Annotated in this window: 11 protein-coding genes; 9 read left to right on the top strand and 2 right to left on the bottom strand. The window is 28.4% G+C overall.

The window, feature by feature from the left end:
* Positions 1-220: 220 nt before the first annotated feature.
* On the bottom strand, positions 221-862 hold the full coding sequence (locus ACYUE0_RS08810) for a 4Fe-4S binding protein (protein ID WP_460270254.1): 642 nt from the start codon (positions 860-862) through the stop codon (positions 221-223).
* A gap of 931 nt (positions 863-1,793) precedes the next feature.
* Between ACYUE0_RS08810 and ACYUE0_RS08805 the strand changes: the two genes are divergently transcribed.
* The 3 genes from ACYUE0_RS08805 (at position 1,794) to ACYUE0_RS08795 (ending at position 4,444) form a co-directional block, all read left to right on the top strand.
* Positions 1,794-2,984: a glycine C-acetyltransferase gene (locus ACYUE0_RS08805; RefSeq protein WP_061996307.1), complete on the top strand. Its 1,191-nt coding sequence runs from the start codon at positions 1,794-1,796 to the stop codon at positions 2,982-2,984.
* Positions 2,985-3,028: 44 nt separating this feature from the next.
* Positions 3,029-3,979: an L-threonine 3-dehydrogenase gene (locus ACYUE0_RS08800; protein ID WP_460270253.1), complete on the top strand. Its 951-nt coding sequence runs from the start codon at positions 3,029-3,031 to the stop codon at positions 3,977-3,979.
* 66 nt (positions 3,980-4,045) lie between these two features.
* Positions 4,046-4,444, top strand: a complete 399-nt coding sequence (locus tag ACYUE0_RS08795; RefSeq protein ID WP_199869717.1) for a hypothetical protein — start codon at positions 4,046-4,048, stop codon at positions 4,442-4,444.
* A gap of 279 nt (positions 4,445-4,723) precedes the next feature.
* Here ACYUE0_RS08795 and ACYUE0_RS08790 read toward each other — a convergent pair whose 3' ends face one another.
* Entirely contained in the window at positions 4,724-5,038 is a 315-nt protein-coding gene (locus ACYUE0_RS08790) for a tetratricopeptide repeat protein (RefSeq protein WP_460270248.1), read from the bottom strand.
* Positions 5,039-5,471: 433 nt separating this feature from the next.
* Here ACYUE0_RS08790 and kdpF point away from each other — a divergent pair, with 433 nt between their 5' ends.
* The 6 genes from kdpF to ACYUE0_RS08760 all read left to right on the top strand — a co-directional run bounded on the left by kdpF (position 5,472) and on the right by ACYUE0_RS08760 (position 13,776).
* On the top strand, positions 5,472-5,549 hold the full coding sequence (kdpF, locus tag ACYUE0_RS08785) for a K(+)-transporting ATPase subunit F (RefSeq protein ID WP_081496272.1): 78 nt from the start codon (positions 5,472-5,474) through the stop codon (positions 5,547-5,549).
* A 21-nt stretch (positions 5,550-5,570) separates the two neighbouring features.
* The gene (kdpA, locus tag ACYUE0_RS08780) at positions 5,571-7,247 is read left to right on the top strand and encodes a potassium-transporting ATPase subunit KdpA (RefSeq protein ID WP_460270246.1); all 1,677 of its coding nucleotides are present in this window, start codon (positions 5,571-5,573) and stop codon (positions 7,245-7,247) included.
* A 174-nt stretch (positions 7,248-7,421) separates the two neighbouring features.
* Positions 7,422-9,482 carry a potassium-transporting ATPase subunit KdpB gene (gene kdpB / locus ACYUE0_RS08775; RefSeq protein ID WP_460270244.1) on the top strand — a complete coding sequence of 687 codons (2,061 nt, stop codon included), beginning with the start codon at positions 7,422-7,424 and terminating at the stop codon, positions 9,480-9,482.
* A gap of 90 nt (positions 9,483-9,572) precedes the next feature.
* Entirely contained in the window at positions 9,573-10,172 is a 600-nt protein-coding gene (gene kdpC, locus ACYUE0_RS08770) for a potassium-transporting ATPase subunit KdpC (RefSeq protein WP_460270243.1), read from the top strand.
* Between the two features lie 185 nt (positions 10,173-10,357).
* Positions 10,358-13,048 (top strand): ATP-binding protein, encoded by a 2,691-nt coding sequence (locus tag ACYUE0_RS08765; RefSeq protein ID WP_460270242.1) that lies wholly within the window; start codon positions 10,358-10,360, stop codon positions 13,046-13,048.
* Positions 13,049-13,077: 29 nt separating this feature from the next.
* On the top strand, positions 13,078-13,776 hold the full coding sequence (locus ACYUE0_RS08760; protein WP_010293727.1) for a response regulator: 699 nt from the start codon (positions 13,078-13,080) through the stop codon (positions 13,774-13,776).
* Positions 13,777-14,572 lie beyond the last annotated feature (796 nt).

The raw sequence follows: 14,572 nt of genomic DNA, 5'->3' as shown, positions 1-14,572 counted from the left end.
ACTATATAAAAAAACATAGCTAAATTTTATTTTAGCTATGTTTTTTATTAAGCTGCATATTATAGGGTTCCAAGTTCACTCTTAAAATTATCCATTTCAAAACTTGGATACCCCAAATAGTGAGACATGCTCCGAATCACTTCAAATTCAACACTATATTTTGTATGAAAATATTTTAAAGTTATTGAATAAACTTAAATTGGAGCTTGTTTCCCTATAACTATAAGTTAGTATCTAAATTTATACTTTTTTTAGGGCAAGCATATACACATTCATTACAGTGTATACATTCTGTATTTGTTATATGTGAATTCTTATATTCTTTTGCTGATATGCCCATTGGACATTTTTTAGCACAAAGGTTACATCCTACACAAGAACTATCTACCTTAAGAGCTACATTTTTCCTACGTACTTTAGCAACCAAAGAAGATAAAGTTCCCATTGGACAGAAGTTGCACCAAGTTCTGTGAGAATAAAGCATACTTAAAATTATTCCAACAATACTTGTTATAACAATAATTCTATAGAAAACCATGCCGATACCAGCTGGATTCCCCCAGTTTTGTTTAACGCCCATTGAAAACATTCCTATAAGGAAAAATACCATGAAAGTTCTAAGTATAGTACTTTTAAAAAATTTAGGTACTTCTTTTTTAGGTGAAACTTTTTTCATAATATTATCATAGAAGTTACCACGTGGACAAAAGTTTCCACACCAAAATCTACCTTTGCCTAATAGAGCTAAAATAATGGGAGCTATCATACAAATTACTGCAATGCTAGCTAATGCCATATTAAACAATGAAAGTACTAAAAATGCTAAAAATATAATATAACCATATTTTTTATAAAAATTCATTCAATCTACCCCTTCTTATGTGTTATTTTAAATCCTAAAATTATTATTACGTTTTTAAAAAATATACTCTGTGTAAGTTCTATATTATTATATCTATATATTACGATACAGTCAATAATAAAATTAGAATATTATTTTGGCAAATAATTCTTAGATGATTTATTTAAAATTAGAATATAGTTATTGTGAATTACAATAAATTTAAACTATTTTCTAAAAAAGTAAAATTAAATATAAGAAATATATAAAATAAGATTTTTTAAAGAAAAAATAATTTAAAAATTTAAACTATTCAAAAAATAAAGAAGGAGTTCCTAAAAAAATGTAGAAAATCATAAATGATTACTAATAAATATTAGTTTGTCTATTTGAATTATTAATTAATAAATATATAGTATGAAAATAAAATTTATAGATTTGAATTATAGATCTATATCTAGCAACTAATAATAGTAATAATGTTAATAATTATATTTTGAATTATAGGGTTCCAAGTTGACTTTTAAAATTATCCATTCCAAAACTTGGATACCTAAAATAGTGAGACATGCTCTGAATCACTTGGAACTCAACACTATATTTTGTATAAAAATATTTTAAAGTTATTGAATAAATTTAAATTTGAGCTTGTTTCCCTATAATAATAAATTTGTCTAAATTAATTGGCTATTTTGTAGCTTAGAGGACAGGGACTGATTTTGAACATTGTAGAAAAAAATTAAAAATCAACAAAAGTATAGATTATTAAGTATAAAAAACTAGGTAATTATGCCTCTGTACCTTTTGTTATAGAGGTGTGCTAGAAGTATTCATTAATTAGGGAGTTTATAAAATTTAAACCTAATAATTAAAAATAGCATTTAATTTATAAATTAATAATAATATAAATTAAAATTAAATTTAAAAAAAGTTAAGTATTGGAGGGTTAAAAATGGGAAGTAAAGCGCTATCAAGTTTTTTAAAAACAAATTTACAAGACTTAAAAAGTAAAGGTTTATATAATGAAATAAATGTAATAAACGGATCTAATGGCCCAATTATAAATATAGGAGGAAAGGAATTAATAAATCTTTCTTCTAATAATTACTTAGGTCTTGCAACAGACCCTAGAATGATTAATGCAACAATAAAAGCAACTGAAAAGTATGGTGCAGGTGCAGGTGCAGTTAGAACTATAAATGGAACTTTAGACATACATGTTGAACTAGAAAAAAAATTAGCTAAATTTAAACATACAGAAGCGGCTATAGCATTTCAATCAGGATTTAATTGCAATATGGCTGCAATATCAGCAGTTATGAATAAAAAAGATGCTATACTTTCTGATGCTTTAAATCATGCATCAATAATAGATGGATGTAGATTATCAGGTGCAAAAATCATAAGAGTAAATCATTCAGATATGGTTGATTTAAGAGAAAAAGCAAAGGAAGCAAAAGAGTCAGGACTTTATGAAAAAATAATGGTTATAACAGATGGTGTATTTTCTATGGATGGGGACATAGCAAAACTTCCTGAAATAGTTGAAATAGCAGAAGAATTTGATTTAATAACTTATGTTGATGATGCTCATGGTTCAGGGGTTCTAGGTAAAGGTGCAGGAACAGTTAAGCATTTTGGATTATCAGATAAGATAGATTTTCAAATAGGAACATTATCTAAAGCAATAGGTGTTGTAGGTGGTTATGTAGCAGGATCTAAAGATTTAATTGATTGGTTAAAGGTTAGAGGAAGACCATTTTTATTCTCAACATCACTTACTCCAGGGGCATCAGGAGCTTGTATAGAAGCTATAAATATATTAACTGAAAGCACAGAACTTAATGATAAACTATGGGAAAATGGAAACTATTTAAAGAAAGGTCTAAAGGGACTTGGATTTAATATAGGAAACAGTGAAACACCAATAACTCCTTGTATAATAGGTGAAGCAGATAAGGCTCAAGAATTCAGTAAAAGATTATATGAGGAAGGTGTATATGCAAAATCAATAGTATTCCCAACAGTACCATTAGGAACAGCAAGAGTAAGAAATATGCCAACAGCAGCACATACAAAAGAAATGCTTGATAAAGCAATTGCTATATATGAAAAAGTAGGAAAAGAAATGGGAATAATTTAGATTTAAAAAAACAGCATATCAACAAAAAATAGGGGGCATAAACTATGAAAAAAATTTTGGTCACAGGATGTTTAGGTCAAATAGGGACAGAACTTGTTACAGAGTTAAGAAACAGATATGGAAAAGATAATGTAGTTGCAAGCGATATTAGAAAACCTGAAGGCAATTCAATTGTAGAAGGTGGAATATTTGAAATAATAGATGTACTTGATAGAGAGAGAATGCTTCAAGTTGCTAAAAAGTATGAGGTTGATACTATAGTTCATTTGGCAGCATTGCTTTCAGCAGTTGCAGAAGCAAAACCTCAATTTGCATGGAATATAAATATGGGTGGACTTGTAAATGCGTTAGAAGTAGCTAGGGAATTAAATTGCAAGTTCTTTACACCAAGTTCTATAGGTGCCTTTGGACCAGATACACCAAAAGATAGTACTCCACAAGACACAATACAAAGACCAAAAACTATGTATGGAGTAACTAAAGTTTCAGGTGAATTGTTATGTGATTACTATCATACTAAATTTGGTGTAGATACTAGAGGAGTAAGGTTCCCAGGATTAATATCTTATGTAGCTCCTCCAGGGGGCGGAACAACAGATTACGCTGTAGATATTTATTATGAAGCATTAAAAAATGGTAAATATACTTCATATATAGATAAAGGAACTTATATGGATATGATGTATATGCCAGATGCAATAAATGCAATAATAACTCTTATGGAAGCAGATGCTTCAAAATTAAAGCATAGAAACGCATTCAATATAACAGCTATGAGTTTTGAACCAAGTGAAATAGCAGCGGAGATAAAAAAACACATACCTGAATTTGAAATAGAATTTAAGCCAGATCCAATAAGACAAGCAATAGCAAATTCTTGGCCAAATTCAATAGATTGTACTTGTGCTAAAAAAGAATGGGGATTTAAGGCAGAATATGATTTAGCTAAAATGACAAAAGATATGCTAGAGAAACTAAAGGAAAAAGAAGTCTAATAAATTGTCATATTGATTTTAAGATTAGAATAATATATATTAATCAAGCAATATGAGGGAATTTTAATGGGCTATAATGATTTTCAAGGAATGGATCCACAAACATTTATAGTTATTGCAGAAATGATAGGCAATTTCATAGGTGGGGATACTCCGTTTAATGTTCAAAATGCAATAGGAAATTGGTTAATGTTAATTGGTCAGGCAATAGTAACATACAATGCTCAGCAACAATATTTTGAAGGTGGACCGGGAAGGTGTTTTGATTGCAATAACTTTAATATAAATAATCCTGATGTTAATCAAGATAATAATAATGTTAATCAAAATAATAATAATGTTAATCAGGGGAATAATGGAAAGAATTATGATGAAGAACTTATTATGATTGCTAAAAAAATAAATGAATTAACATTAGAGATAACAAAATTAAAGAAAGAAATTGAATTAATAAAAAAAGATTAATCAATAAATTCCTATCTTAATTATTATAGCTTTGTAATATAGTAAATAAGCTTTTAAAAGAATTTATAAAATTGATTATTATAATTAAATAAAAATATAATCTTAAAAAGATAAAGAGGGAACTTAATGTTCCCTCTTTTCTTTGGTATCTGATGAGATTTTCTTTAGTTTCTTACTGAAATATCTTTTGTAAAAATAAGATTTTCAAATCGTTTCAATATTTATTATGGATAAAAAACATAAAAATATACATTGATTTTTTAAATTTAACAAATAAATTTAAATGAGAGCTTGTTTCCCTATAGTTTCTCCAAAGTCAATTTCTTCTAAATCAAATACATAATAAAAAGATGTTATTCGTTTTAAGTTATTATCTGAAGCTTTAAAAGTAGGATCTAAAGAATAAGCGGATCTATAGTGATTGTTAGCAAGCTCTAGATTACCATTTATTTCTTCAATAATACCAAGTAAATTATGTGGTTTAGCTGAATTATCATCTTCAGATATGGCTAGGTGTATATATTCAGTTGCTTTAAGAAAATTTTCATTTTTAATTTCAATAATAGCTTTTTTAATTAAATCATCAAATCTCATATAGTTCTCACCTTTCAAAACATATTTATAATATTTAAATTAATGAATAATAAAAATTTATCCTGTAATAAGTAAATTTTAGCAACTTTAATATGAAGATAGGATTAAGAAATTACCAATTAGTATAAAGAAAGTATAAATATTTAAGCTGAATTTTAGTTAATTTATAATCTTTATACAATCTTTATATAGCATAAGAAATCTTAATGCTAATTTTATATAGGCAGTGCTAATATAAAATCCATAGAGAAATTTACATACTGAAAAAAGCTAATATAGTTTTTATCATGTTAACAAAAATTAGTGGAGGAATTAAAAAATGATGGATTTAGTTTTTAGTACTAGCTTGCTATTAGCATTTTGTTCAATAAGTTTTTTTACAACTTGGTGTAAAAAACAAATTAATAGAAAGTACAAATAAGGAGGAACTTTTATGTGGATTTTAATAATAACATTAGTTCTATTATTTATATATTTGTTTTACGCACTTTTTAATCCAGAAAAATTTTAGAATCTATTAGGGGGGAGACTTATGGATTGGATTCAAATATTTTTGATTTTATTAGTATTTATTTTATTAATAATACCAATGGGAAAGTATCTATATAAAGTAATTACTGGAGAAAAGGCTTTTGGAGATAAAATTTTTAATAAAATAGATAATTTAATTTATAAAATATGTGGAATAGATAAAGATGAAGATATGAATTGGAAACAGTACATCTTAACACTTATAGTAGTAAATGGAGTTATGGTTCTTATTGGATATATCATATTAAGAACTCAAAAATTTCATATCTTAAATCCTAACAATGTAGGAGCAATGAAAGAAGACTTAGCTTTTAACACTATAATAAGTTTTATGACCAATACTAATCTTCAAGATTATGCAGGAGAGTCAGCGCTTTCACACTTTAGTCAAATGGCAGTTATTATTTTCATGATGTTTACATCAGCAGCTACAGGATTTGCGGCAGTTGTAGCATTTATGAAAGGTATAACAGGAAAAACAATGGGTAGTTTTTATGTAAGCTTTGTAAGAGTTATAACAAGAGTTTTATTACCATTATCAATAATAATAGGACTTGTTTTGGTTTCACAAGGAGTGCCACAAACTTTAAAAGGTATAGAAACAGTAACAACAATAGAGGGTAAAATGCAGGATATAACATTAGGGCCAGTAGCAGCATTAGAGTCTATAAAACACCTAGGAACAAATGGTGGTGGTTTTTTTGCATCTAACTCAGCACATCCTTTTGAGAATCCTACAATTATAAGTAATACAATAGAAATGTTATCTATGATGCTTATACCAGGAGCATTAATATATACTTTTGGATTAATGCTAAAAAACAAAAAACAAGGATTTGCAATATTTTTAGCAATGTCAATAATATTCATTTTAGGATTAGTAATATGTTATAAATCAGAAATGGCAGGTAATCCAGTATTATCCCAAATAGGTTTAAATCAGTCTATGGGGAATATGGAAGGGAAAGAGGTAAGATTTGGTGTAGGACAATCTACTTTGTTCACTACAATAACAACATCTTTTACAACCGGTAGTGTAAATAATATGCATGATTCATTAATGCCATTAAGTGGTGCAGTGGCACTTATGAATATGATGCTTAATGTTGTTTTTGGTGGAGAAGGCGTCGGATTTATGAATGTAATTATGTATGCAATACTTGCAGTATTTCTATGTGGACTTATGGTTGGAAGAACACCAGAGTTTTTATCAAAAAAAATAGAGGGAAAAGAAATTAAACTAATAGCATTAGCTATAATGATACATCCATTTTTAATATTAATTTCTTCAGCTTTAGCATTTATAACATCAAGTGGAGTTTCATCCATATCTAATCCATCATTTCATGGATTAACACAGGTAATTTATCAGTTTGCATCTTCTGCAGCTAATAATGGTTCTGGGTTTGAAGGATTAGTTGATAATACACCATTCTGGAATGTTATGGCAGGAATAGTAATGTTTTATGGAAGGTATTTATCTATGGCAATACTACTTGCAGTATCAGGTTCTTTGTTAGCTAAAAAACCGGTAAATGTGAGTTTAGGAACTTTAAGAACAGATGGAATTGCTTTTTCTATAACATTAGTATTTATCATACTGATAATAGGAGCACTTACATTTTTGCCAACATTAGCATTAGGACCAATAACTGAACATTTAAATCTTTGGTATTAATATTGAAATGTGATTTTGGACCTATATAGGGAAACAAGCTTCAATTTAAATTTATTCAATAACTTTAAAAGTCAACTTGGAACCCTATATTAATTTAAACTTTCTCACTTGATAAATGAATAACTTTAGAATTTAGTTTAGAACTCTATATAAGTTATGAAAGGACTTGTAATTATGGATAGTAAAGAGAAAAAATCTAAATTTATAACAAAGGATATTTTTAAAAGCTCTATAATTCAAGCTTTTAAGAAATTAAATCCTAAATATATGATGAAAAATCCAGTTATGTTTGTAGTAGAAATAGGATTTGGTATATCAGTATTATTAACAGCTTTTCCAAACTTATTTGGAGATAGTGGAAATAATCTTAGAATGTACAATGGTATAGTTTCAGTAATTTTATTAATAACAGTTCTTTTCGCAAATTTTGCAGAATCTGTAGCAGAAGGTCGTGGAAAAGCACAAGCACAAGCATTAAAGAAAACTCGTAAGGATACTACAGCAAAATTATTAGATAATAAGGGCACAGTTAAAGTTATAAGTGCTTGTGACTTAAAAAAAGGCGATATAGTATTAGTTGAAAATGGAGATATAATTCCAAGTGATGGAGAAATTATAAAAGGGGTTGCATCCGTTGATGAATCAGCTATAACAGGAGAGTCGGCTCCTGTTATAAAAGAAAGTGGTGGAGATTTTTCATCAGTAACAGGTGGAACAAAGGTTGTTAGTGATTGGCTAAAAATAAAAATAACAACATCTTCAGGAGAATCTTTTTTAGATAAAATGATTGCATTAGTAGAAGGGGCATCAAGACAAAAAACTCCTAATGAAATAGCACTTAATACTGTACTAGTAAGTCTTACTTTGATTTTTTTAGTTGTAATTGTAACACTGTATCCTATGGCTAATTATTTAGGAGTTAAACTTCCTATTGCAACACTAATAGCATTAACTGTATGTTTAATACCAACTACAATAGGAGGGCTTTTATCTGCTATAGGTATAGCTGGAATGGATAGAGTTACAAAGTTTAATGTTATAGCAATGTCAGGGAAAGCAGTTGAAGCTTGTGGCGATGTAGATACTATGATATTGGATAAAACAGGTACTATAACCTTTGGAAATAGACTAGCAGCAGATTTTATACCAATAGAAGGTATAAATAGAAATGAATTAATAAAATATGCGGTAATATGTTCTTTAAAAGATGATACTCCAGAAGGAAAATCAATAGTATCTTTAGGAAATAAATTAGGAATTAAAATTGATGAAAATTTATACAAAAACGTTCAATTTATAGAATTTACAGCTCAGACAAGAATGAGTGGAGTAGATTTAGAAAATGGAATAACTATTAGAAAAGGTGCATTTGAAGCTATAAAAGAAAGGGTAAGTGAATTTGGGGAAACTGTACCAAAAGAAGTAGAGCATATAGTAAATAGAGTTGCAAAGCTAGGGGGGACTCCTTTAGTCGTTGTAGTAGATGAAAAAATTTACGGAGTTATTTATCTTAAAGATACAGTAAAACCTGGTCTAGTAGAAAAATTTGAAAGGCTTAGAGAGATAGGAATAAAAACTGTAATGTGCACAGGGGATAATCCATTAACAGCAGCTACTATAGCAAAAGAAGCTGGAATAGACGGGTTTATTGCAGAGTGCAAACCAGAAGATAAGATAAATGCAATAAAGAAAGAACAAGAAGAAGGAAAAATAGTAGCAATGACTGGCGATGGAACAAATGATGCCCCAGCATTAGCTCAAGCAGACGTAGGGCTTGCAATGAATAGCGGAACAATAGCAGCAAAAGAAGCAGCTAACATGGTTGATTTGGATTCAGATCCAACTAAAATACTTGAAGTTGTAGAAATAGGTAAACAACTCTTAATAACTCGTGGAGCATTAACAACTTTTAGTATTGCTAATGATGTTGCAAAGTACTTTGCTATAATACCAGCAATTTTTACAATAGCTATACCCAAAATGCAAATATTAAATGTTATGAAGCTATCAACGCCAAACAGTGCTATATTATCAGCATTAATATTTAATGCAATAATAATTCCAATTCTTATTCCAGTTGCAATGAAAGGTGTAAAATATAAGCCAATGAAAGCAGAAGTTATGTTATTAAAAAATATGTTGATATTTGGATTAGGTGGAATAATTGTTCCGTTTTTAGGGATAAAAATTATAGACTTAATGATATCACCAATAATAACAATTTTAAGCTTATAATATTAGTATTTGTTTTAGAAGTAATTTAAAATAGAAAAAATTTTATAGTGGTGAATTTATAAATTGTTTAAGGAAGGTGGAATATCTAAAATGAAAGTATTAAAAAAAGCAGTTCTTTTAAGTTTAGTTTTATTAATACTATGTGGATTTATTTATCCACTGTTACTAACAGGAATAAGCCAAGTGGTTTTTAATAAAAAAGCTAATGGAAGCATAATAAAAATAGGTGAAGAAGCAGTAGGGTCAGAATTAATAGGACAGGATTTTACAGATTCTAAATTTTTAAAAGGGAGAATATCTAGTGTAAATTATAATACCTATTCCTCAGATACAGATTATAAGGGACCATCTTCTGGATCAGGAAATTTAGGTGCATCAAATAAGCTTTTAACAAAAAGAGTTGAAGATGATATAGAAAAATTTTTAAAAGAAAATCCAACAGTGAAAAAGGAAGATATCCCTACGGATTTGTTAACTAGTTCAGCATCGGGATTAGATCCTAATATAACTGTTAAATCAGCAGAAATCCAAATACCACGTATTTCAAAGGTATCAGGTATAAGTGAAGAAAATTTAAAAAGAATAGTTGAAAAGTCAACAGATAAAAAATTATTAGGAGTATTTGGAGAAGAAAAAGTAAATATTCTTAAAGCTAATATAGCAATACAATCAGAACTTAATAAAAAATAGTTTTTGTATATATTAATTAAAAAGAAACTGGAAAACCAGTTTCTTTTTATGTAAAAAATAGTTAATATTATGAGTATAATTTAAAGTTTCAGTTTATTTCATTAAAATAAAGGAATATATATATATTAAGTTTTTAATTATAAATATATAAACTAAATTTATAAGGATTGGATGTGAGTTTTAAAATGGATTACGAAAGACCAAATCCAGAGTACCTTTTAAATCAAATAGAAAAAGAAGAAGAGACTTCTAATAGAGGGAAATTAAAAATATTTTTTGGATATGCAGCAGGTGTAGGCAAGACATATTCTATGTTAAGGGAAGCTCACGACTTAAAGGCATTAGGAAAAGATATAGTTATTGGTTATATTGAACCTCATGCAAGACCAGAAACTATGAGTCTTATATATGGGCTTGAAAATATAAAACCTAAAATGATTAATTATAAAGGAGTAAAAATAAGAGAGTTCAACTTAGATGAGGCACTACTTCGAAAACCAGAGATAATTTTAGTAGATGAACTTGCCCATACTAATGCAATTGGAGAAAGGCATAAAAAAAGATGGCAGGATATAGACGAATTATTAGATGTAGGAATAGATGTATATACTACATTAAATGTTCAGCATATTGAAAGTTTAAATGATGTAGTTGAAGATATAACAAATGTTTTTGTTAGAGAAACAATACCAGATAAAGTATTTGATGATGCGGATAAAGTAGAGTTAATTGATATAGAGCCAGATGAACTTTTAAATAGGTTTTCTGATGGGAAAATTTATAGCAAAGAACAAACGCAAAAGGCCTTTAATAACTTTTTTAAAAAGAGTAATCTTTTTGCATTAAGAGAAATTGCATTAAGAAGGACAGCAGATAGAGTAAATTATGAGGTTGAAAGTGTAAGGCTTTCGAAAGGTCAAATTACAGTGCTTGCTACAGTAGAACAAATACTTGCATGTATTAGTCCTTCTCCATCCTCATCTAAGATAATAAGAAGTGCAGCAAGAATGGCCGAAGCTCATCATTGTAAATGGATAGCTATATATGTAGAAAATACAGAATGTGAAAACTTTAGTAAGGAAGAAAAAAAATCTTTAAAAGATAATTTTAACTTAGTAGAAGAATTAGGAGGCGAAATTGTAACTGTTTATGGTGAAGATGTTGTGGAACAAATAATTGAATATGCTAAGTTTAGAAATATAACTAAAATAATAGTTGGTAAAAATCATGTGAAATCAACAAATATATTTAAGTTTTTAAAAAAAGATATTTCCCAAAAAATAATAGATTATAATGATTGTATTGATTTGTATATAATTCCAAGTTCAAATGAAAAAAAGAATATAAAGAAAGTAAAAGAAAATTCTAAAATAGACTCACAAGATTTAATAAAAGAGGTTTTGAAAGCTAGCTGTATTATGACTATTGCAACGATAATTACGTTATTTTTTGACTATGTTGGCCTTTCAGAGGCAAATTCTATTATGGTATTTACATTAGGAGTTATATTAATATATATTGTAACTACTGGACATTTAATAGGAATAATATCTTCAGTAATAGCAGTAATGCTCTTTAATTATTTACTTACTCAACCACGATTATCACTACATTTTTATGATAAAAATTATTTAATCACTTTTCCTATTATGTTGATAGTTGCATTTATAATAGGAATGTTAACTAATAAAATACAAAAACAAGCAATTAACTCAGTAGCAAGAGAAAAAAGAACTCAGATTTTATATAGAGTAAGTAAAAAATTGTTAAGTGCTAGAGGAACGGCAGATGCTGTATCAATAGGTATAAAATATATATCGCGACTTACTAATAGAACGGTTGTATGTTATTTAGTAAATGAAGATACACTTTCAACACCTTTTATATATAAAATTGATGGAAAAGATGGTAATAGTGAAATATTAACAAGAAATGAAGAAGCAGTTGCATATTGGACTTTTTTAAATGATAAAGAATCTGGTTCAGGAACTAATACTTTTTATGGTGCGAAAGGTTATTATATACCGGTGAAAGGTCATAATAAAGTTTTAGGAGTTATAGGCGTTTCTTGTAGTGAAGGCACATTAGATCCAGAAGAAAAATTTATAATTGGAACTGTAACTAGTGAAATAGCTATAGCAATAGAGCGTGAAATATTCTTAAAAGAGCAGGAAAACTCAAAGATGGAAATTGAAAGAGAAAGATTAAGAAGTAATTTGTTAAGAGCTATATCTCATGATTTAAGAAGTCCTTTAGCTGGAATAAAAGGTTCTATTGGCACTATAATTGAGAATGGAAAAAATATTTCAGAAGAAACTAAAGGTACACTTCTTCAAGGTGTTTATGAAGATACACAATGGTTAATAAGATTAGTTGAAAATCTACTGAGTATGACAAGAGTAGATGAAGGGAAAATGCAAATTAAAAAAGAAGTGGAATTAGTTGAAGAGGTAATATATGAAGCTATTCAAAGAAGTTCCAAGTATTTTAAAGATAATAAAATTGAAGTTAAGCTTCCTGAAAATATAATATTATTGCCTATGGATAGAAATTTAATTCAACAGGTTTTAATAAACCTTATAGATAATGCTGTAAAATTTTCAAAGAAAGACGGTATAATAAATATTAACTTATATGAAAAAGAACAGTATGTGTTTTTTGAAGTAATAGATAATGGTGCAGGAATATCAGAAGAGATATTACCATATATTTTTGATAGGTTCTTTACTGATGGGAAAAAGGCTTCTGATTCAAGACGAGGTGTTGGGTTAGGACTTGTTATTTGTAAATCTATAGTAGAGGCTCATGGTGGCACAATAAAAGCAATTAATAAAAAAGAAGGTGGAGCCATATTTAAATTTAGTCTACCTAAATAGAAAATAATTTAATAAAGGGTGGTGTTGATATGGATAATAAACCTTATATACTTGTAATTGAAGATGATAAGCCAATAAGAAATTTTATTACTGCATCTTTGGAGGTTCAAGGATATAAGTATATTGAAACTGATAAGGGATTTGAAGGGATAGCTCTTTCTATGTCACATAATCCAGATCTAATAATACTAGACTTAGGACTGCCAGATATTGATGGACTAGAAGTTATAGAAAAGATAAGGGAATGGACAAAAACCCCTATAATAATTGTTTCAGCGAGAGATAATGAAAGACAAAAGGTAGAAGCATTAGATAGAGGTGCTGATGACTATTTAACAAAGCCATTTGGAATAAGTGAGTTATTAGCAAGAATAAGGGTATCACTAAGGCATAAACAAACTATGGAAGATAAAAAAGAGGTTATGAAGAGCTTCAAAGTGAAAGACTTAAATGTAGATTTTGAAAAAAGAAAAGTTACAATAGAAGGAAAAGAAATCCATTTAACACCAATAGAATATAAATTGATTTCACTATTATGCAAACATGCAGGAAAAGTTTTAACTCATAATTTTATAATTCATGAGGTTTGGGGCGGAAGTATTGGTAATGAAACACAAACCCTTAGGGTATTCATGGCAAGTTTAAGAAGGAAAATAGAAAAAAATACAATGAATCCAGAATATATTCATACAGAAGTAGGGGTAGGATATAGGCTGGTAGATGATTAAAAATAATAAGTGGTTGAAACTGAAATTTAGATAGTTAAGAGTTAATAGTTAAAAATTAAGAGTTTAGGAGGAAAGTGGCAACCACTTTCTTTTTAATTTATTAATATAATTTGCCTTGCAAATTTATAAAAAGTACGTTTGGTATTACTATGAACGAAGTGAGGAGTAATAACCATAACTATTGACTTTTCACTCTTAACTCTTAACTAAAGATATATTCAAAATGTAGAGCCATAACAAGAAGGAAAGGTGTATCTAAGTATAATTTCCTTAAGTTATTTTCACAGTTAAACCGAAAGATTATCAATAAAAATTAAAGAAATCAAAGCCGGTCCTTAAGATAGTTAAAAGTTAAGAATTAATAGGTAAGAGTTCAGGATGAAACTTGATTACTAGCTTTTGGAATTGATAGGGACTGGCTTTGATTTATTAGTTGAAAAATATAAAACTAGGAGAGCATCAGATGTTAGCGAAGAAAATAAATTTACCGTGCCTGTCCCATTTGTTATGGAGCTAAGACCGTAATTTATTACTTATTTAGATTTTATTAGCAAAACTAGATTTAAAAATACGGTTAGTATTACTGAGAGCATAGCGAATAGTAATAACCACAACTGTTAACTATTCACTGTTAACTTTTAACTGGGAAAGTCCCATTTGTGATGGAGCCAATGCTTAGAGGCATTGCTTGCTTAGGTGTGTTACTAAAACTGAATAATGGGGACCGACTTCGATTGCTATTGGAGAAAAATTAAAATTAACAAAAGCATATATCCCAAAGTATAGCAAAGTAGCC

It is taken from the genome of Clostridium sp. CTA-19, assembly GCF_054767855.1.
The sequence above is the reverse complement of the archived record's forward strand: the minus strand, read 5'-3'. Positions and strand labels throughout refer to the sequence as shown.